The sequence below is a fragment of the Pontibacter aydingkolensis genome (assembly GCF_019443125.1).
Lineage (GTDB): Bacteria > Bacteroidota > Bacteroidia > Cytophagales > Hymenobacteraceae > Pontibacter > Pontibacter aydingkolensis.
The window spans coordinates 67551-87067 of the sequence record NZ_JAHYXK010000003.1 but is presented as its reverse complement, the minus strand read 5'-3'; the positions used below and the strand labels follow the sequence as shown (position 1 = coordinate 87067).

Sequence of the window (19517 nt, the reverse complement as noted above, 5' to 3'; positions counted from 1 at the left end):
CAAATGCTCCGGCATAAAAAGATCATATTAGGAGTTTGCGGAAGTATAGCTGCGTACAAAGCGGCCTTACTGGTTCGTGAACTCATAAAAGCAGAAGCAGAAGTGCAGGTTATCCTGACCACTTCTGCTTCTGAGTTTATTACCCCCCTAACCTTAGCCACACTTTCTAAAAGGCCGGTGCTCACCCAATTTGTGAAAGACGAAACCGGCACGTGGAATAACCACGTAGACCTTGGCCTATGGGGCGATGCGATGGTAATAGCCCCGGCAAGTGCCAACACTGTGGCTAAAATGGCTAATGGCTTCTGCGACAATCTACTAACAGCTACTTATCTTTCGGCACGCTGCCCTGTTTTTGTAGCTCCTGCCATGGACCTGGACATGTACCAGCACCCATCGGTACAAAATAACTTTACAAAGTTACGCGGCTACGGCAACCATATAATAGAGGCTGGTTACGGCGAGTTGGCAAGCGGCTTAATAGGGCAGGGGCGCATGGCAGAGCCGGAAGAGATTGTTCAGGTACTTCAGAAATATTTTGCAGGTGACCGAAAACTCGTTTAAAGACAAAACTATACTTCTTACAGCTGGCCCAACCCACGAGCCTATCGATCCGGTGCGCTTTATCGGGAACCACTCTACGGGTAAAATGGGTTACGCATTAGCCGAGTGCTTTGCAGCACGCGGAGCTAAGGTGCAGTTGGTTTCTGGCCCTGTAAATATTAAGGCAGAAAGCCAAAGTATAAATATTACCCCGGTTACTACTGCCGACGAAATGTATGCCGCTGTAAAGCAGCTGGCGCCAAAGGCTGATATTATAGTATATGCAGCAGCTGTGGCCGACTACAGACCTAAAATGGTTGCTGATAAAAAAATCAAAAAAAGCGGCGACGAACTGACGATAGAACTGGTTAAGAACGTTGATATAGCAGCGGCCCTCGGCAAAGAGAAAAAAGAAGGCCAGTTTTCGGTAGGCTTTGCCCTGGAAACGCACAACGAAAGTGCAAATGCCCGCGAAAAGCTGCAGAAAAAGAATCTGGACATGATCGTGCTGAACTCGCTGAATGATCCGGGGGCTGGCTTTAAGCACGACACAAATAAAGTAACAATTATTGAAAAAGACGCTACCACCGCTTTTGAGCTTAAGCAGAAAACGGAGGTAGCCGAAGATATTGTAAACCTGATCTGGGAACGAACACATGGTTAAGAAGATACTTGTTATGCTGATGTTTTGCCTGACAGCTTGGACAGCCAATGCCCAGGAGCTGCAGTGTGATGTTGTGGTTAACAGCGAGCAGGTACAGTACACAGACAAGCAGTTGTTTACAGACATGCAAACGCGCATTTTCGAGTTCATGAACAACCGCCGCTGGACCGACCAGGCTTACAGACCAGACGAACGAATTAAATGCCGCCTATTGATAAACCTGACGGAGATGCCGGAAATCGGGGTGTTTAGAGCAAATGTGCAGGTAGTTTCTGTGAGACCAGCTTATGGCACAGGCTATGAATCCACGCTCTTCTCTTTTATCGACAAAGACTGGACCTTCCAGTTTAATACCGCCCAACCACTTGACTTTGCAGAGAACAGTTATACTTCCAACCTTTCTTCGATGCTGGCATTTTATGCTTACATGATCATAGGCATAGATAACGACAGCTTTGGCCGTTTGGGTGGAGCAGCTGCCTTTGATAAAGCAAGGGGCATAGTTAACCTGGCTGCCTCGCAAGGGCCTGGTTACCAAGGCTGGAAAGCTTTCGACAGCAACCGCAACCGCTATTGGCTGATCGACAACATGCAGGACCCGCAGTTCTTGCCTTACCGCGAAGGACTTTATAACATGCACCGGCAGGGGCTAGATATTATGGTGGAAAACCCGGAGAAGGCACGCCAGTCGGTAATTACGGTTCTGGAAAGTGTGCAGCGCCTGCAACAGCAAAAGCCAAACTCTGCAGTTGTCCGTTCTTTCTTTGATGCCAAGGCCGATGAACTTGTAAATATGTTCAAAAATGCTACACCTGCACAAAAACAGCAGGCCTTCACATTACTCTCCCAAACAGACCCCACCAACAATGGTAAATACGAAGTTTTGCTAAAACGCTAAAATTTTTAGAATTTCGGTAAAAGAGCGTAACTTCACGGCAGCAGAACAATCTGCCTGATATTATACTTTATACTATGGGCAAACGCCAGGTCCGCATTTTTCAGAAAGATTTAGAGCAACGTTTACCCGAACTACTGCAACAACCTGTTGTGCAGGTCGTGTTGCGCACTAAAGCCGTGCTAGCTGGTTCATTATCAAGTATAAACTCAAGTAGGTTACAGCTGAAAGACTTTCGTTTTAACAAGCATGAGTTTACGCCAGATGAGGTGGAGGAGATCTTTTATGATATAGAAGCGCCTTATTAAAGTATACTTTAGGTGCCTCATCCTAAATCTTATCTTCCCATTTTGTCATCCAAAAGGTTCTTGGTAGAAAAAAAGAGGGCCCCTACGCCCGGAGGTTAAACTAGTTATATTAGTAAAACTGAATCTTAATACTGGAGGAGAAGAAAAAATCCTTTATCTTAACCAGCAGTCCAAAGTATAAATTATACTTTAACTACATCAAAAATATTTACAGAAATACCGAACTTTAGCATAGGCAAAAAGTCTTACATCTTATGTCTATAGTCTCGAGACTACTTATATGCTGATAGATCTTAAAATTAAAAATTACGCCCTGATCGAGAAGCTGGAGATGAACCCTTCTCCGGTGCTTAATATTATTACAGGCGAAACAGGTGCCGGTAAATCCATTATGCTGGGTGCCATTGGTTTGTTGCTGGGCAACCGTGCCGACTCTAAACTGCTGTTCGACCAGGAGCAGAAGTGTGTGATAGAAGGTGTTTTTGATATCTCGTTGTATAACCTGAAGGAAATCTTTATTGCCGAGGACCTGGATTACGACGACCAATGTATACTTCGCCGTGAGATAAGCCCAAGCGGCAAGTCACGTGCCTTTGTAAACGACACACCGGTAACGCTGGACGTGATCCGTAAGATAGGGGAGAACCTGATGGATATCCACTCGCAGCACGACACGCTGCAATTGGGAGACACCAGTTATCAGCTTAACATCCTGGATGTGTATGCCGGGAACACCTCGCTTGATATTTACGCTGGCAACCTGTCATACTTAAAGGACTACAACGACACGTACCGCAAGTATAAAAAGCTGGACTCCGAATTTAAGAAACTGGAAGACCAACTGGCACAAGCACAGAAAGAACTGGATTACCATACTTTCCTGCTGAACGAACTGGAGGAGGCAAACCTGCAGGAAGCAGAGCAGGAAGAAATGGAGAACGAACTGAAGCAATTGGAGAATGCCGAAGATATAAAAGTTAAGCTAACGCAGGCTGTTCAGTACCTTACAGAATCGGAATTTAACATTACCTCAGCTTTAAAAGACACAGCACACCTTATCGCGCAACTGGCACAGTTCTCTCCTAAGTACGACGAATTGCGTACCCGCACCGAAAGTTGCATGATAGAGCTGAGCGATATTGCCGGTGAACTGGAAGACGCGGAACGTAAAACAGAGGCAGACCCGGAGCGGACTGTAGAAGTGCAGGAACGCCTGAACATGATCTATACGTTGCAGCGTAAGCACCAGGTACAATCTAATGCCGAGTTACTTGAAATACAGCGCGACCTGGAAGGCAAAGTAGGTAGTGTTCTTAATCTGGACGCAGCCATTGCCAGCACTAAAAAAGCGATGGAAGAAGCAGAGAAGGAAGTGCTTGGCAAAGCAGCCATACTTTCAGAGCGTAGAAAATCATCCTTCGGCCAGTTTGAGCAGGAGCTTTATACTTTGCTTGCCGAACTTGGTATGCCTAACGCGCGCATCGTTATTCAGCATGCCAATACAACACCATCTGCCACGGGTACCGATGAGATAAGTATACTTTTCAGCGCCAACAAAGGAGCGCAGCCGCAATCGCTGGTAAAAGCAGCATCCGGTGGTGAGTTCTCGAGGTTGATGCTAAGCGTTAAGTATATGCTGGCTGATAAAACTGCCTTGCCAACCATCGTGTTCGATGAAATTGATACAGGTATATCCGGAGAGGTAGCTGTGAAAGTAGGTAAGATGATGCAGCAGATGGCGCAGAAGCACCAGATTATTGCTATTTCACACTTGCCGCAGATCGCTGCACAAGGCAACGCACATTACTTCGTGTACAAGCACGATACCGAAGACCGCACCATTAGCCGCATTAAAAAGCTAAACAAAGAGGAACGCGTAAACGAAATAGCACACATGATAGCCGGTGCCAACCCGAGCGCCAGTGCTTTTAAAAGTGCGAAGGAGTTGCTGGCGATGTAAGACCTCCCCTGCCCCCTCCTAAAAACAGGAGGGGGTGCTATTATGCTGTTTCGGACTTTCTTGTCCGAAACCTCTCTGATGGGGGGACATCTTTGTCCCCGATTCAACTATACTGGGTCCAACCACCCCTACCCCTCCTTATCTAAGGCGGGGAGCCTGCTATTACTATTTCCACTGCCATCATAATAGTTAAAGAAATTCCTTTTTGTCATCCTGAAAGGATCTTGGTAGAAGGGAGGTTAAGCAAGAACTACAGAACTTATACTTTTGCTAAAGTAATAGCAGAACTCCCCTCCTTGGATAAGGAGGGGCAGGGGTGGTTGGACTAGATACCACATACGTTTACTACCTGTTCACCAGAATGTACTACCCTTGCATCTTGAGTTATACTTAGTTATTGCTATATTGCCTGCTCAAATCTTTGAAAGTATAAAACAACGATAAAGACATGTCTTATAATCTGCTTAAAGGAAAGAAAGGAATAATTTTTGGAGCGCTGGACGAAAAGTCTATTGCCTGGAAAGTAGCGATGCGTGCTAAAGAAGAAGGTGCTGAGTTTGTGTTGACGAATGCTCCGCTGGCTATGCGTATGGGTGAGATCAATAAACTGGCAGAGCAGTGCAATGCACAAATTATACCTGCTGATGCAACTTCTGTGGAAGACCTGGAGAATTTGTTCTCTAAAGCACAGGAGATCTTAGGCGGTAAGCTGGATTTTGTACTGCATTCTATCGGTATGAGTCCAAACATCCGTAAAGGCAAAACCTACGGCGATCTGAATTATGATTGGTTTATGAAAACGCTGGATATTTCTGCTTTGTCTTTCCACAAGGTAATGCATGTTGCCGAGAAGCAGGACGCCATGAACGAGTGGGGTTCTATTGTAGCCCTTTCTTACATTGCAGCGCAGCGCGTATTCCCTGATTATACCGATATGTCGCAGGCGAAGGCGGTGCTGGAGTCTATTGCGCGTAACTATGGTTACCGTTTAGGCCGCAGCAAAAAGATCCGTGTTAACACGATCTCTCAGTCGCCAACTAAAACAACGGCTGGTACTGGTGTAGGTGGCTTTGATGCGTTCTACGATTACGCAGATAAAATGTCGCCGCTTGGCAACGCATCTGCAGAAGCATGTGCCGATTACACTATCACATTGTTCTCGGACTTAACACGTTACGTAACTATGCAGAACCTGATGCACGATGGTGGATTCAGCAGCATGGGTATATCTGAGGATATAGTGGAGATGATCAGCAAGTAATTTGAAGATGTGAGGATTTGAAAATGATCTTCTCAGACTCCTATAATATAAAAGCCCCTGCTAAAGTTTAGCAGGGGCTTTTATATTATAGTTAATGGACTCTCTCGCCAGAGGCGAGCGAGAGTTACAGTTCATACTTGTAAGACTTTTTCATCTTCAAATCTTCTCATCTCCAAATCTACCAATCAACTATCTTCGCGGTTTACTTTTTCAAAATCAAAAGCCGGCACGCACACAGACCAGTACTCAGTTTCTTCGTCGTAAGGGTTGGCATAGCGGACACGTGTTCCTGCTTTTATAAGAATAGTTTCGCCGGCTTTTACTTCCACTTCCTCTCCGTCTATCTCTATTAGCTTGCGGCCTCTCAGCACAATGGTTACCTCATCGAATTCTGGTGTCTGGTGCGGCTCACCCCAATGAGGAGGGGCAACCATGTGTGCCACGCTAAATCCTGATGTGTTGGTGGAGGCTTTTCCAAAGTGTTCCTCTATCAGTTTGCCGTCGGTGGTAGGTACCTTAAATGGCTTGTTTTGCTTAAAGTATTTTTTTTTGCTCATCTCGGTTAAAGTATAGTTTAGTTTTTATCAGCACATTCGCCTTTGGTATAAGAAGTAACACCGGCGCGGTCTGCTTCGCAGTTGTTGCCATACGTTTTGCCGTCGCAACCGCAAACAGGGTCGTATTGCATGGTGCAGATTTTCTCAGGGTCTATTTTGCTTTTATCGATACAGGCTGTGGCATCTTGCACAGGTTTTGTACAAGAGTTGCTCATTAGCAAGGCAGCCAGCGGAAGTATGGTCAGAATTTTCTTCATAGTTTTTATACTTTAAATTGATAGGATGTTATACGTTACCACACTGTTTTGCGTCGCTAACTAACCAACTAGGACTGCAACCGTATGATACTTGAAGCGCAAAAATATCTAATTTTATTTTAATCAGGCTTTCTCCTGAACAATGAAAACGACGATGGGCTGCGCTAATCTGTAAAACTATAAACTATAATAAAATAACATGCGCACTGATAACATGAACAATGACAATGGCAAAATTCTGATGGCAACGCTTGCAGGTATTGGCGCTGGCATTGCAGCCGGTATTTTGCTTGCACCTAAAAACGGACAGGCAAACCGCGACGACTTGAAACGTACTTTAACCAAAGCAGGAGATGATATAAACACCACGCTAAAAGGCTGGACGGAAAACCTTAAAAGCAAGATGGGTAAAAACGCGCATCAGGATGATGACCAACTGGTGATGCATGGTTCGTGGGAGGACGTGAAGCGCCAGTTAAGCCAAAATTACGCAGAGCTAACCGAAGAAGACCTGAGCTACCAGCAGGGCAGTGAAAATGAATTACTAAGCCGCTTACAGGCTCGCCTTAACAAAACAAAAGACGAGGTGCTAAAGCTTTTAGCTGATTTGAGAGGCTAAACCGCCAAACTTCTTATAACAATAATGAAGAGTATCTTAAACAATTTTTATACTTTTAACTAAAGTATAGTAGTATTCTGTTGTATAGATATAACTTAATGCTGCAGACTAACGTTATTAGTACTCAATCAAAAGATACATCAAAAATTATTAATTATATCAACTATGAAAGACAATAGCGGAAAAGTGCTTTTAGCCCTTTTAGCAGGTGCAAGTGCAGGTGTGATTGCAGGCTTGCTTATGGCACCAGATACTGGCGAGGTTACTCGTGGCAGTGTAAGAAAATGGGCTGGTAAGCTTAGCAAAGATCTTGAGAAGAACCTGCAGGCTGGCCTTGATGAAATCAAAAACATGAGTGGAAGCACATTTGGCGGAGCTGGTTCTGGATCTGAGAACAAAGGCGGAGGCAATACTGGTAAAACCGGCGGATCTGGTTCTACAGGTGGTTCTGGTTCTACAGGTGGCAGCACAACTAGCAGCGGCTCTGGTACTTCTGGTGCCGGCGGAGCTGGTTCTTCTGGCAGCAACGCTTAAATTATAAATTTATGAAGGCAATACTAAAAGAGCCCTAAAAAGCTCTGTAGCCGAAACTATTGTAGAAGTATAATAGTTGCTGAGGCGGCCACAAAAAGTTTGCCTGAAAAACGCCAGTTGTTTAACTACAACTGGCGTTTTTGTTTTATTTGCCTATGTTGTTTTTTAACCTTGAGCGCAGGTATACCGTTACTAAAAGTATATCAGAGCACAATAATAGGCTTTGATTTTAAGTTTAAACTGTAAACAAAATACAAATACAACTATGAGAACTAAAATGGAAACGAGATCACTTGGAGAAGATAGATCAACTTACACGACGAATGCATCTGTGCGCCAGATGAAGCAACAAGAAACGCCATCATATAAAAAGAATAAGAGTGGTAGCGGTGGTGCAGTAGCTCTGGGCTTATTGGCAGGTGCTGCGGCAGGTGCTATTGCAGGTATTTTGCTGGCACCGGATAAAGGTACTGCAACTCGTAAAAAAGTAGCCGACTCTGCCTCTAAGTTAGGTGATCAGGTTAGCAAAGGATATTCATCTACCAAATCAAAAGTAGACTCCTGGACAGGCAAGAAAAAGGAGCCTTACATTAATCCTAACCTAAGCAAAAACCAGAACAGAACTACTACTGCATCTAGCACCGGTGAAAACAAGAACTGGGACGATACAGAAGTAAACCGCATGATAAACGACTCCCGCAAAACTCCGGGTTTGTAAAGTATAAAACATAAAAAGAAAGGGCTCTGCAGTATTGCGGGGCCCTTTCTTTTTATACTTGGAGTAGGGTGTTAGCCTACTTTTTCCTCTTCTTTTTTGTCTTGCTTTTCCGGCTTCATCTGCGGGAAGAACAACACATCCTGAATCGAGTTGGAGTTAGTCATGATCATGCTCAAGCGATCTATACCAACGCCTAAACCTGCTGTTGGCGGCATGCCATACTCCAGGGCACGCAGGAAGTCTTCGTCAAGGGCCATGGCTTCTACGTCGCCGCGGCGAGCCAGTTCCAACTGCTCTTCAAAGCGGGCACGCTGATCAACAGGGTCGTTAAGCTCAGAGAAGGCATTGCAGATCTCTTTACCGTTGCAAATTGCCTCGAAACGCTCTACCAAACCTGGCTTGCTGCGGTGCTTCTTAGCCAGCGGGCTCATCTCTACAGGGTAATCAGTGATAAAGGTTGGCTGTATTAAATATGGCTCTGCCGTCTCACCGAATATCTCATCAATGATTTTTGCTTTACCCATAGTTGGGTCTACGTGGATGCCTAGTTTCTGAGCAGCCTGGCGCAGTTCAGGCTCATCCATGTTAGAGATATCGATCTTCGTGAAGTGCTCAATAGCCTCAAACATAGTATAACGCTTCCATGGGCGGGCAAAGTTGATCACATTCTCACCTACCTGTACTTCTGTTTTACCGTGCAGGGCCAGGGCCACTTTCTCTACCATTTCCTCCACGAGGTCCATCATCCAGTTGTAGTCTTTGTAGGTAACATAAAGCTCCATTACAGTAAACTCCGGGTTATGGAAGCGGCTCATGCCCTCGTTGCGGAAGTCTTTGGCAAACTCGAATACACCGTCAAAACCACCCACTATCAGGCGCTTTAAGTATAACTCGTTGGCAATGCGCAGGTACAGCGTCATGTCCAGGGTGTTGTGGTGCGTTTTAAACGGACGTGCCGCCGCGCCACCATGTATAGGCTGCAGTATTGGCGTTTCAACTTCCAGGTACCCTTTGTCAGAAAGGAAGTTGCGCATGGTGTTTACCAGCTTAGTGCGCTTCTGGAAAGTTTCGCGCACATGCGGGTTCACGATAAGGTCTACGTAGCGCTGGCGATAACGCAGCTCAGGGTCAGTAAAGCCATCGTGTACGATCTCGTTGCCGTTATCGTCTATCTCACGTTTTACGATTGGCAGTGGGCGCAGTGATTTTGCAAGTACGATAAGTTCTGTAACATGCACAGATATCTCGCCAACCTGCGTTACGAATGCATAGCCTTTGATACCGATAAAGTCACCGATGTCGAGCATTTTCTTGAACACGGTGTTGTACATGTCCTTGTTCTCGCCCGGAGCAATATCATCCCTGGAAACATAGATCTGGATACGGCCCGTGCTATCCATCAGCTCCGCAAAAGAGGCTTTACCCATAATGCGGCGGCTCATCAGGCGGCCTGCCAGTGTTACTTCCTGGTAGTTATTCTTCTCCTTATCGAAATTTTCCTTTATCTCTTTGGCAGTAGCAGTAACTTCAAATGTTTCAGAGGGATATGGGTTGATGCCCATTTTCTCCAACTCTTCGCGCTCATGGCGTCTGCGTAGTTCCTGTTCGCTCAGTTGCATGCAATTATCGTAAAAGTGTGTAGTTTATATCAAGGTGCAAAAATAAGGAATAATTGTGAGTTAGAAAGTTAAAGCGTTAGAGAGTTTGAGAGTTAGAATGTTTGAAAGGGTAGATATTGAATAATTCTTTATTTTAATCAGGATTGCATCTGGTAGTGGGCCCAACCACCCCTGCCCCGAAGTAAGTCCGGGATCGATGACTTAACCAGGGAGGGGAGTTTTACTTACTCCTTTTTCTTAAATCATAATAGTTTAGCTACTCATCTTTCTCTTTGTCATCCTGTTAAGGATCCTGACAGGAGGGAGGTTATGCCAATACTACATAGTAAAAACACACCCCTACCCCTCTCAAGAGAGGAATTCCGGAAATACGAAAATTCCCCGCCTTAGGCTAATCAAAGATCCCGGATATAGTTTGAGAGAGGGGTGGTTGGACCTGGTGCTGCAAAAAAATCCCTTCAATCACTCAAATCCCCTTCATCACCGGTAAACAAAAACTCCTGCAAGTATAAACCTGCAGGAGTCTGAAGTATAAACAAGGGTATATTTTAAGCCGCTTGCCCCAGCTGATAATCTTCGTCGCCGAAAAGCGGTTTGATGTGCTGTTGCAACCTGGCTGCCACAAAAGAGTTTTGCAGGTAAGCCGGCAGTTCTTTTACATACGCCTCGTACTGCTGTATGCCTATGGCCTGTGCCACATAACTTTCGTGTATGCCGTTCAGGTAACTCACAATCTCGAGTAAAGACTCATGGAAAAGCTTAAAGTCGATGTCGGCCTGCACAAAACGATCTATCTCGCGGTGCGAAGACGAAATACGCAAACGCGCCAATAAGTCGAACAGCGTAGTATAGCCTACGCGCCAGGTTAACTGCTGCCAGTGCTGTGGCCCGAACTTCTGCAATACCTCACCGGTTTTAGCGCTACGGATTGCTATTGCTGAATTAGCCTGTACCTGCTGCCGTATACTTTTAGCTTTCTGGCGGCGGGTAGTGCGCAAAAACTGACCTATCTGTGCCTGTGCTTCCAGTTCCTTGCCTGCTATCTGCAAACCCGGCTTGTAATGCGACAAAGGCAAACGATGAATGTTAAAATCGTCGTAGTGGCCAGATGCGTAGAAGCCAATTGCCTTCGGGTAAGCATTTTTAACTACCAGCCTGCCAGCCTCACGAAGTATAAGTGCCTCGTTGCTGGACTTTACACCACGCGTATACAGGAAAGCCTGTAAGCCCGAGAACACAGTATAGTATGCCTGCGGGAAGGTCCAGTAAAGTGCGTTACGCATATAGGCTTCGTCACCTAAGGCTGCTGTTGTACGCAGGGCATACTCAGTGCTCCAGGAGTTTAACAGGTAGCGTTTTATTCTTTCTGTGTCTTGTTCACTAAGCTCGGCCTGTGATTCTTTCAGGAAAGCCAGCTGCTCCACACCACTTGTTTCGCCGTGCTGTAAATGATAATTGATAGCGAAAAAGTAGTTCAGAAACACCTGCGCCGGGATAGACTTTTGCCAGTCTTTATCCTGCTCAACAGGCTCGTTTTGGTTAAGCTGAAATACGTTATCTTCTTCTTTCTCTTTCATGTTTTATAAACAATTCTGAAGCGGTTACAGTTGCAAAAGTGGCTAAAAATTGAGGTTGTTTTATGTTTTTAAACTATTGTAAATCAGGCGCTTATACATGCTATTAAAAACAATTTATACTTTATGCAGATACAGAATTAAGTAGTTGAAAGTATGGAGGTTATAATAGCCAACAATCCAGCATTTAGCTGTTGCAAAAGTATAAAGGTGGCCTGAGTTCAAGATGAAGTATGGCCGGTTCAAGCATTTAAAACAACAGATACAAAATAGGAGTAAGAGGAGGAAACCGATACCAGAAACTATGGAGCTATCTTATATACTAAATGAGCTAGGTGAAGACCGGGAGCTATACTTTAATGCTGTTGCTCCACCCATTCTACAGACGAGTAATTTTGCAGCCAGCACCGTAGCAGATCTCAGGCGCATGCTACAAAACGAGGCCGAAGCGCACCTGTACACCCGCGGCAATAACCCAACCGTAACCATACTGGAGAAAAAAATAGCGGCCCTTGAGGGAGCGGAGCATGCCATCGCTTTTGGTAGCGGCATTGCTGCGGTATCAGCGGCCATACTTTCGCAGGTTAGTGCCGGAGATCACATTGTATCTGTTAAAAAACCATACTTCTGGACCAATGCCCTGATGAACAAGTTTTTACCAAGATTTGGAGTGGAGGTAACAATGGTAGATGGCACAGATCCGGAGAATTACCGAAACGCCATAAAGCACAATACGCGCCTGCTGTACATGGAGAGCCCCAACTCTTATACTTTTGAGCTGCAGGATATTGCCGCTGTGGCGGCTATTGCCAAAGAACATAACTGTAGCACCATCATCGACAACAGCTTTGCCAGCCCTATAAATCAGAACCCGATTGCGATGGGAGTAGACCTGGTAGTACACTCCTGCACCAAGTATATTGGCGGACACTCCGATGTAATGGGTGGTGTGATCTGTGGTCGCCGCGAAAGTATAAACAGGATATTTGAGCGTGAATTTATGACGCTGGGTGCCATACTTCCGCCACAAGATGCCTGGTTACTCATACGCGGCCTCAGAACACTGCCCCTCCGGATGGAGCGGATAGCAGCCTCTACAAGGCAGGTGGTTAGCTTTCTGGACAGCCACCCGAAGGTAGAGAAAGTATACTTTCCGTTTCTGCCATCGCATCCGCAGTACAAATTAGCTCAAAAACAACTGCGCAATAACACAGGACAGTTCTCTGTTTTGCTTAAGACGGATGACATAAAAAGGGTAGAGGCGTTCTGCGATAAACTGCAACATTTTCTGATGGCAGCATCCTGGGGTGGACACGAATCTTTAATTTACCCGATAGCTGCCTCTTATACCGAGGGAGGTTTAAAATCCAGTTTGCCATTTAACCTGGTGCGCTTCTACATTGGCCTCGAAGACCCGGAATACCTGATCAAAGATATTGCGCAGGCACTGGAACAAATCTAGAGTATACGCTTAACTAAGGGAGGATGTTGAAAACTAAGGCTATAACACAAAAAAATTAATATATAGATAACATAAAATATTAAAAATCAGGTTAGATTTGTAATGAGATGTTTACCTATTGCAGGAGCTTAACTACCTACAGCCTACTCATCTCTTTTGAAGTATGAAAATCAACCAAATCTAATCCAAACTTTTATGATTAAACATTTACAAAAAGTTTCTGCCCTTGCGCTGCTAGGCTTTGCTTTCCTGGCGAACACAGAGGCGAATGCTCAGGTTAATTTAACAACTCTTACCTACACCCAGAATTTTGATGGCATGGGTGCTACTGGAACTACTTTCCCTGATGGCTGGAGCGCTGTGAGGTATCATACCACTAGTACTTCAAGTACCCCACCTGCAATCGGCCCGATTGATCTTGTTGTAACTAATGGTTCAGCAAGCTCAGGAGCGATATATAATGTAGGAACTACTGATGCTACAGATAGAGCATTCGGCAGCCTGAGCTCAGGTTCTACTTATGTTAGATTTGGTGCGGGTTTCACAAACGGCACAACAGCTACTGTAGGTACTATCAATTTTGCTGCCGTAATGGAGCAATGGAAAACAGGTTCAAATAACACTCCTGAAGGAAATGAAGTTACTGCATTTGAATACAGTCTTAATGCAACGGGTATAAATGATGCTAATGCAACATGGGTTCCAATGACATCTATGGATTTAGTAGAGTTAGAGGTTAACAGAACTACAACAACAGCTGCAGCAATAGATGGTAATACTACTGCGAATAAGCAAAATATTAGCGGTCAGATAACAGGAATAACATTAGCGCCTGAAGCAACGCTTTGGATTAGATGGAGCGATCCAGATAACTTTGGCTCTGATGGACTATACGCTATTGATGACTTTAGTTTGACAATGGTTGCTGCTACTACCACTGGCATCGCTGACGCTACAAAAGGCATGTTCAGTATCTATCCTAACCCAATGCAGAACCAGCAAGTAAGATTCTCGCTTCCTGGCCACATCGGTTCTCAGAAAGTTAGCCTTACTGTTTGGTCTGTAGAAGGTAAAGAGCTTTTCAAGACTACTGGTTCTCAGGCACAGGTACAGGAGTCTCTTAACAGCAAAATGTCTTCTCTATCTAAAGGTATGTTCTTCGTGAATGTAACAGCCGGTAAAGAAGTATACCAGACTAAGTTGTTAAAGAACTAGTAATACAAATAAAGTATTTAAGAAGCCTGCTACTTTTAAAGTGGCAGGCTTTTTTTATGGTCAGTGGCTAAGCTTATACATCAGTTACAAATAGCAGGTTTATACTTCTGTAAAACCTGCTATATTAGAAAAGCTATATTAATGAATATATGAAAAGATGCCATAACAGAGGCTATAAGATTACTTGTGTTATTAGAAGATAATTCCAGTGTTAAGTCGTAAATTATTGTAAAAACTTAATACTTAATATTTTATTAATAAAGCATTAAGTAATTGTTGCTAGTTTTGTATAATGAAAAGTACAAGGCCATACCTTCCGTTTCATCATCCGCATACCACAGGCAGGCCGACTTGTCAAGGCAAATCAATCCAATTCATAGTTACTTGTTATTATGACCAAACAATTACAAAAGCTCACAGCTCTTGTGCTGGTTTGCTGTGCCTTTTTAGGTAGCAGCAATGCATGGGGCCAGATAAACCTTCAGCAATCTCCTTATACAGAGAATTTCGATAATCTCTCCAGTGGCTTTCCTTCAGGCTGGACTGCGTTACGCTATGCAGGTACAGGCAGTGCAGGGGCTGTACTTTCACCTGTAGATACGGATGGAAGTGCAAGTTCTGGCGGTATATACAGTGCTGGTGCCGGTACTGATCGTGCCTTGGGTACTTTGGCCTCCAGCACAACTATTCCGGCTATGGGTGCTGCATTTACAAACAATACCGGAAGTACGCTCAACCTGATCAAAATATCAGCTGTAATGGAGCAGTGGCGATCTGGCAGCAGAAACGACCACGATGAAGTTGTAAAGTTTGAGTATAGCTTAAACGCTATAGCCCTTAACGATGCAAACGCTACCTGGACTGCCGTTTCAAGTTTAGACCTGAATGAGATATTAAAATCATCGACATCGGCAGGGCCGGTTAATGGAAACGCAGATGCAAACAAAACAAATATTGCTGCAGACCTGACAGCTCTTAACTGGGCCAACGGAAGCAATTTATGGATCAGATGGGTAGATACTGACAATGTGGGTTCGGATGGTATTTATGCGATTGATGATTTTAAGATTGAGTTTGCCTCTAACAGCACAGCACCTTCCATCTTTATTCCCAGCTCACTTAACCTTGGCGAAACGTTAGTTGGCAACCCTGTAGTTGCTGATTATACTTTGTCAACTTCTAACCTTACAGCTAACCTGAACATCACTTCTCAAGCTCCTTTTGAAGTGTCTAGGTCAGCGACAAGTGGCTTTGCAACCGCCATTGCGTTTACTCCTGCAGAACTGGCGTCTAACCCTAAAGTATATGTTCGTGTAACCCCTACTACTGCAGGCGTTATAAGCGGAACAATACTGCACACCAGTACAGGTGCCACAGATACAGAGTTGTCAGTTTCTGTTTTAACTTTCAGCCCTTACGTGCAGGATTTCAACAATTGCGTAAACGGCGCTGACATAGTTGGCGGCTGGATGCAGTACAGTGTAACCGGAGCACAAACCTGGGCTTGTACTACTTTTGGCAGAGATGGCAACGGGGTGCAAATGAACGGCTACACAAATACAAGCAACGAAAACGAAGACTGGCTTGTCTCGCCTGCCATGGACTTCAGCGCATTCTCTATCCCGTTAATGTCTGTAGACTACAGAACCAAATTTTCCGGCGCTGGGCTGGTAATTAAAGTGTCAACGAATTACAGTGGCTCCGGCAATCCTGCTGCCGCCACCTGGACAGATCTTCTAACACTGCCTGCCAACAACGTAGACGCTTGGGAAACACTGGCAAACCTGAGCCTTGCGGCCTATAAGTCAGCGAATACCTATATCGCGTTTGTTTATACTTCTACAACAACAGCCTCTGCCCGCTGGACACTGGATAACTTTGAGGTGCAGAATGTAGAGAACTTTGTAACAACCGACCTTGTGAAGCTGAGCTTTGCAGAAACGGCTGTAGGGAACACTACTGCAGCGCAGCAGTTTACTTTTCAGGCAGGAGGTTTTACAGAGGATGTAATCGTAGCAGCACCAGCTAACTTCGAACTATCTAAAGACGGAACTGCATTTGCCACTGCATTAACCTATACTCCGGCAGAAGCTGCCGGCAACAACACAGTTTATGTGCGTTTTAAGCCACTTACGGCTGTGGCCATGAACGCAGGCCCTGTTAGCTTTACAAGTGGCACCAGCCCTTCTGTAGCGCGCGGGCAGCTATCCGGCTCATCTATACTTAAAGCCAAAACACTTGATGTAGTTACCTGGAACATAGAGTGGTTCGGGTCTACCAGCAGTGGCCCTACAAACGAAGACTTGCAATATGAGAATGCTAAAAAGGTAATTCAAGATCTTAATGCTGATATTATAGGTGTGCAGGAGATTGTAGACGAAAACAAGCTTCGTGCACTTGCCACCGAAATTGGCTACGCCTACGAAAGTATGACCATGTCGTGGCAGGCCAGTTCTGAGCAGAAAGTAGCTTTCTTGTACAAGCCGGAAGTTGTTACGGTTAAAAAAGAGAAGGTAATACTTTCTAAGCTGTACGAGGATATCAGAGCCGGCAGAACTACATTAACTGATTACCCTGGTAGCAGCTCTTTATTATGGGCAAGTGGCCGCCTGCCGTACATGGTGCAGTTTGAGGCAGATATAGACGGTGTTAAACAGCTATACAATGTTGTAAATATACACGCCAAAGCCAACACAACTAACCCTACAGAAGATTACAACAGGCGTGTATATGATGCCCGGGTACTTAAGGACTCTCTGAACGCGCAGTATGCCAATACGAACCTGATCATACTTGGCGATTACAACGATGATGTGGATGTATCAGTTGTGGGCACAAATCAGCCATCCTCTTTCAATACATTCGTATCGGATAACAACTTTATAACCCTTACATACAGCCTGAGCCTGACTGGCGCTGCTACCTATGAGTCTGGCTCGTTTAATAGCTTTCTGGACCACCTAATCATTAACAAGGCGCTGGAAGATGAGTACATTGCCAACTCCACCATGATCGAGTCGCAATTACTGGAAAGTGTTGCGAATTTCAGAACGACAACTTCGGATCATTTACCGGTGTCGGCACGTTTTTACCTGAGTACCGACAACACAACAGGTATTGCCGATGCCACAAAAGGTCAGTTTAAAGTATACCCGAACCCGACTGCGAATTACGTAAACCTGGTGCTTCCGGATAGAGCCACCAAGGGCAACGTACACTTAAGCGTATGGTCCGTGGATGGCAGAAGAGTTTTCGAGACAAGCGGAAATCTACATGATGCAAACCAAAACCTGAACAGTAAAGTAAGCAGCCTGGCCAAAGGTGTTTACATCATTAAGATCCATGCTGGTAACGAGGTGTATCAGTCGAGGTTAATGAAGAACTAAGCATAGGATATACTAAAAAGAGCCTGCCGCATTTGCGGCAGGCTCTTTTGTTTTTATACTTGCTACTGGAGTTGTAGGGAGTTATAAGTATAGGCAAAGTATAAATTGGTGTATGCTATACTTTCTAGTATCCCATGGCAGAGTCATCTCCGCGTGGGTCAGCCCCGCCCTCTAGTTTGCCGTTTGGCAGTATGAGTATGGCATCTATGCGGCCATAGGTGCCACGTTCCTGTAGTTTATAGCCTCTGCTTTGTAGTACAGCCCTTACTTCCGGGCTGATGGCTTTTGGCTCGTGCTGTATTTCATCGGGTAGCCACTGGTGATGGAAGCGTGGTGCGGCAACAGCCTGCTGCATGGTCATGTTATGCTCTGTCACGTTCAGGATGGCCTGGTAAACAGAGGTAATAATAGTTGAGCCACCCGGTGTGCCCACTACCATAAACAGCTTGCCATCCTTTTCCAGTATAGTTGGCGTCATGGAGCTAAGCATGCGTTTGCCTGGTGCAATGGCATTGGCTTTGCCGCCAACCAAGCCATACATATTCGGTGAGCCCGGCTTCACGCTAAAATCATCCATTTCGTTGTTAAGTAAAAAGCCAGCACCCTCTACCACTACTTTAGAGCCATAGCTTCCGTTCAGGGTGGTGGTAACAGATACAGCATTACCGGCTGCGTCTACTATACTTAAATGCGTGGTCTGCTCCGATTCATACACAGGCAGGGCACCTTCTTTGATTTCCACAGAGGTAGTTGCGCGAGCCAGATCAACAGATTTCATTCTGTCTTTCAGGTACTCCGGGTCGAGTAATTGCGTTACGGGAACTTTTACAAAATCAGGATCACCAAGATAAGCGGCACGGTCAGCGTAGGCACGGCGTTCGGCTTCTACCATAAGCTGTATTGCCTCAGAGCTCTGCCAGCCATACTTACTAAGGTTATAAGGCTCTACCATCGTTAACAGCTGCAGCAAAGCCACACCGCCACTCGATGGCGGCCCCATCGAAATAATTTTATAGTTTTTATACTTGCCCACCACCGGCTGGCGCCATTCCGAAGTATAATTCTCCAGGTCCTGGTGCGTGATAATGCCATTGCCGCGCTGCATTTCCTTTACAATGAGGTCTGCTGTTTCGCCTTTGTAAAAACCATCACGGCCCTTATCGCGGATGCGCTCCAGGGTGCGTGCAAGGTCAGGGTGCTTAAGCGTGTCGCCGGCACTCCAAATAGTTGTTGCGGCCAGGTAGGGGCGGTGCTTGTTATACTCTATAAATCTGCTTCTATTGTTATTGAGTCCGGCGGCTTCTTTCTGAGTTAACACCACTCCGCTGCGGGCAAGGTCTATGGCTGGCTGTACCAGTTCTGACCACGATAACTTACCGAATTTCTGATGTGTTTCATACATGCCGGCCACACTGCCCGGCACACCCGATGCCAGGTGCCCTGACAGGCTTAGGTCTTCAATTACTTCTCCCTGCGCATCCTGGTACATTTTTTCGGTAGCTGCGGCAGGTGCCATTTCGCGGTAATCCAGGGAGCCGATACTGCCGTCTGCACTGCGATAAACTAAAAAGCCGCCGCCGCCAAGGTTACCGGCTGCCGGAAAAGCAACAGCAAGTGCCAGCTGCGTAGCAATGGCTGCATCAAATGCGTTGCCTCCTTTCCTGAGAACCTCCAGGCCAATTCTTGTTGCATCGGGGTGGGCAGATACCACCATGGCTTTATCCGAAGTATAGCCTAACTGGCTGGTTTCCGGGGTTCTGGTTGTTTTACCGCATCCGCTAAAGAAGGCAGGAAGTATAGCTATCAGAAGCAGCCATACTTTACGTGTACCGGCAGCTAAAGTATGGTTAGTGTGATGGCTTATTTGGTTTTGCATAGTATAAGAAGAGGATTAGTGCAGGTAATATAAAAAAAGCACCCGCTATGTTCAACATAACGGGTGCTT

The 19517-nt window shown here is 45.4% G+C and carries 17 protein-coding genes; 12 read left to right on the top strand and 5 right to left on the bottom strand.

What is annotated here, in order from left to right:
- Positions 1 to 3: 3 nt before the first annotated feature.
- The 6 genes from K0O23_RS20365 to K0O23_RS04910 all read left to right on the top strand — a co-directional run bounded on the left by K0O23_RS20365 (position 4) and on the right by K0O23_RS04910 (position 5631).
- Entirely contained in the window at positions 4 to 564 is a 561-nt protein-coding gene (locus K0O23_RS20365) for a flavoprotein (protein WP_317195641.1), read from the top strand.
- Positions 545 to 1207: a bifunctional phosphopantothenoylcysteine decarboxylase/phosphopantothenate--cysteine ligase CoaBC gene (gene coaBC / locus K0O23_RS20360; RefSeq protein WP_317195640.1), complete on the top strand. Its 663-nt coding sequence runs from the start codon at positions 545 to 547 to the stop codon at positions 1205 to 1207. The genes K0O23_RS20365 and coaBC overlap by 20 nt, the downstream gene beginning before the upstream one ends.
- The gene (gene porD / locus K0O23_RS04925; RefSeq protein ID WP_219876286.1) at positions 1200 to 2105 is read left to right on the top strand and encodes a type IX secretion system protein PorD; all 906 of its coding nucleotides are present in this window, start codon (positions 1200 to 1202) and stop codon (positions 2103 to 2105) included. The genes coaBC and porD overlap by 8 nt, the downstream gene beginning before the upstream one ends.
- A 74-nt stretch (positions 2106 to 2179) precedes the next feature.
- On the top strand, positions 2180 to 2410 hold the full coding sequence (locus K0O23_RS04920; RefSeq protein ID WP_219876285.1) for a hypothetical protein: 231 nt from the start codon (positions 2180 to 2182) through the stop codon (positions 2408 to 2410).
- A 280-nt stretch (positions 2411 to 2690) separates the two neighbouring features.
- Positions 2691 to 4370, top strand: a complete 1680-nt coding sequence (gene recN, locus K0O23_RS04915; RefSeq protein ID WP_219876284.1) for a DNA repair protein RecN — start codon at positions 2691 to 2693, stop codon at positions 4368 to 4370.
- 448 nt (positions 4371 to 4818) lie between these two features.
- Positions 4819 to 5631, top strand: coding sequence for an enoyl-ACP reductase FabI (locus K0O23_RS04910; protein ID WP_219876283.1), 813 nt, complete (start codon positions 4819 to 4821; stop codon positions 5629 to 5631).
- 185 nt (positions 5632 to 5816) lie between these two features.
- On the opposite strand, the gene K0O23_RS04905 is transcribed toward K0O23_RS04910, so the two are convergent.
- Positions 5817 to 6188, bottom strand: coding sequence for a cupin domain-containing protein (locus tag K0O23_RS04905; protein WP_219876282.1), 372 nt, complete (start codon positions 6186 to 6188; stop codon positions 5817 to 5819).
- A 17-nt stretch (positions 6189 to 6205) separates the two neighbouring features.
- Positions 6206 to 6445, bottom strand: coding sequence for a Kazal-type serine protease inhibitor domain-containing protein (locus K0O23_RS04900; RefSeq protein WP_219876281.1), 240 nt, complete (start codon positions 6443 to 6445; stop codon positions 6206 to 6208).
- Positions 6446 to 6644: 199 nt separating this feature from the next.
- Between K0O23_RS04900 and K0O23_RS04895 the strand changes: the two genes are divergently transcribed.
- The 3 genes from K0O23_RS04895 to K0O23_RS04885 all read left to right on the top strand — a co-directional run bounded on the left by K0O23_RS04895 (position 6645) and on the right by K0O23_RS04885 (position 8316).
- Positions 6645 to 7064, top strand: coding sequence for a YtxH domain-containing protein (locus K0O23_RS04895; RefSeq protein ID WP_219876280.1), 420 nt, complete (start codon positions 6645 to 6647; stop codon positions 7062 to 7064).
- 165 nt (positions 7065 to 7229) lie between these two features.
- Positions 7230 to 7598, top strand: a complete 369-nt coding sequence (locus tag K0O23_RS04890; RefSeq protein ID WP_219876279.1) for a YtxH domain-containing protein — start codon at positions 7230 to 7232, stop codon at positions 7596 to 7598.
- A gap of 277 nt (positions 7599 to 7875) precedes the next feature.
- Positions 7876 to 8316: a YtxH domain-containing protein gene (locus K0O23_RS04885; protein WP_246596937.1), complete on the top strand. Its 441-nt coding sequence runs from the start codon at positions 7876 to 7878 to the stop codon at positions 8314 to 8316.
- Between the two features lie 71 nt (positions 8317 to 8387).
- Here K0O23_RS04885 and lysS read toward each other — a convergent pair whose 3' ends face one another.
- Positions 8388 to 9935, bottom strand: a complete 1548-nt coding sequence (gene lysS / locus K0O23_RS04880; RefSeq protein WP_219876278.1) for a lysine--tRNA ligase — start codon at positions 9933 to 9935, stop codon at positions 8388 to 8390.
- Positions 9936 to 10483: 548 nt separating this feature from the next.
- On the bottom strand, positions 10484 to 11512 hold the full coding sequence (locus K0O23_RS04875) for a hypothetical protein (RefSeq protein ID WP_219876277.1): 1029 nt from the start codon (positions 11510 to 11512) through the stop codon (positions 10484 to 10486).
- 301 nt (positions 11513 to 11813) lie between these two features.
- Between K0O23_RS04875 and K0O23_RS04870 the strand changes: the two genes are divergently transcribed.
- The 3 genes from K0O23_RS04870 (at position 11814) to K0O23_RS04860 (ending at position 17572) form a co-directional block, all read left to right on the top strand.
- A complete protein-coding gene (locus K0O23_RS04870) occupies positions 11814 to 12971 on the top strand; it encodes a trans-sulfuration enzyme family protein (protein ID WP_219876276.1) in 1158 nt (385 codons plus the stop codon).
- A gap of 195 nt (positions 12972 to 13166) precedes the next feature.
- Positions 13167 to 14186 carry a T9SS type A sorting domain-containing protein gene (locus K0O23_RS04865; RefSeq protein WP_219876275.1) on the top strand — a complete coding sequence of 340 codons (1020 nt, stop codon included), beginning with the start codon at positions 13167 to 13169 and terminating at the stop codon, positions 14184 to 14186.
- Positions 14187 to 14578: 392 nt separating this feature from the next.
- Positions 14579 to 17572, top strand: coding sequence for an endonuclease/exonuclease/phosphatase family protein (locus tag K0O23_RS04860; RefSeq protein ID WP_219876274.1), 2994 nt, complete (start codon positions 14579 to 14581; stop codon positions 17570 to 17572).
- 124 nt (positions 17573 to 17696) lie between these two features.
- Here K0O23_RS04860 and ggt read toward each other — a convergent pair whose 3' ends face one another.
- The gene (gene ggt / locus K0O23_RS04855; protein ID WP_219876519.1) at positions 17697 to 19286 is read right to left on the bottom strand and encodes a gamma-glutamyltransferase; all 1590 of its coding nucleotides are present in this window, start codon (positions 19284 to 19286) and stop codon (positions 17697 to 17699) included.
- Positions 19287 to 19517: the final 231 nt, after the last annotated feature.

Bases quoted from the DNA above. Each gene is read 5' to 3' on its own strand.
- K0O23_RS04920 (WP_219876285.1), top strand. From the start codon at position 2,180: ATGGGCAAACGCCAGGTCCGCATTTTTCAGAAAGATTTAGAGCAACGT.
- recN (WP_219876284.1), top strand. From the start codon at position 2,691: ATGCTGATAGATCTTAAAATTAAAAATTACGCCCTGATCGAGAAGCTG.
- K0O23_RS04910 (WP_219876283.1), top strand. From the start codon at position 4,819: ATGTCTTATAATCTGCTTAAAGGAAAGAAAGGAATAATTTTTGGAGCG.
- lysS (WP_219876278.1), bottom strand. From the start codon at position 9,935: ATGCAACTGAGCGAACAGGAACTACGCAGACGCCATGAGCGCGAAGAG.
- K0O23_RS04870 (WP_219876276.1), top strand. From the start codon at position 11,814: ATGGAGCTATCTTATATACTAAATGAGCTAGGTGAAGACCGGGAGCTA.
- K0O23_RS04890 (WP_219876279.1), top strand. From the start codon at position 7,230: ATGAAAGACAATAGCGGAAAAGTGCTTTTAGCCCTTTTAGCAGGTGCA.
- K0O23_RS04900 (WP_219876281.1), bottom strand. From the start codon at position 6,445: ATGAAGAAAATTCTGACCATACTTCCGCTGGCTGCCTTGCTAATGAGC.
- K0O23_RS20365 (WP_317195641.1), top strand. From the start codon at position 4: ATGCTCCGGCATAAAAAGATCATATTAGGAGTTTGCGGAAGTATAGCT.
- K0O23_RS04865 (WP_219876275.1), top strand. From the start codon at position 13,167: ATGATTAAACATTTACAAAAAGTTTCTGCCCTTGCGCTGCTAGGCTTT.
- ggt (WP_219876519.1), bottom strand. From the start codon at position 19,286: ATGGTGGTATCTGCCCACCCCGATGCAACAAGAATTGGCCTGGAGGTT.
- porD (WP_219876286.1), top strand. From the start codon at position 1,200: ATGGTTAAGAAGATACTTGTTATGCTGATGTTTTGCCTGACAGCTTGG.
- K0O23_RS04875 (WP_219876277.1), bottom strand. From the start codon at position 11,512: ATGAAAGAGAAAGAAGAAGATAACGTATTTCAGCTTAACCAAAACGAG.
- K0O23_RS04860 (WP_219876274.1), top strand. From the start codon at position 14,579: ATGACCAAACAATTACAAAAGCTCACAGCTCTTGTGCTGGTTTGCTGT.
- K0O23_RS04885 (WP_246596937.1), top strand. From the start codon at position 7,876: ATGGAAACGAGATCACTTGGAGAAGATAGATCAACTTACACGACGAAT.
- K0O23_RS04895 (WP_219876280.1), top strand. From the start codon at position 6,645: ATGCGCACTGATAACATGAACAATGACAATGGCAAAATTCTGATGGCA.
- K0O23_RS04905 (WP_219876282.1), bottom strand. From the start codon at position 6,188: ATGAGCAAAAAAAAATACTTTAAGCAAAACAAGCCATTTAAGGTACCT.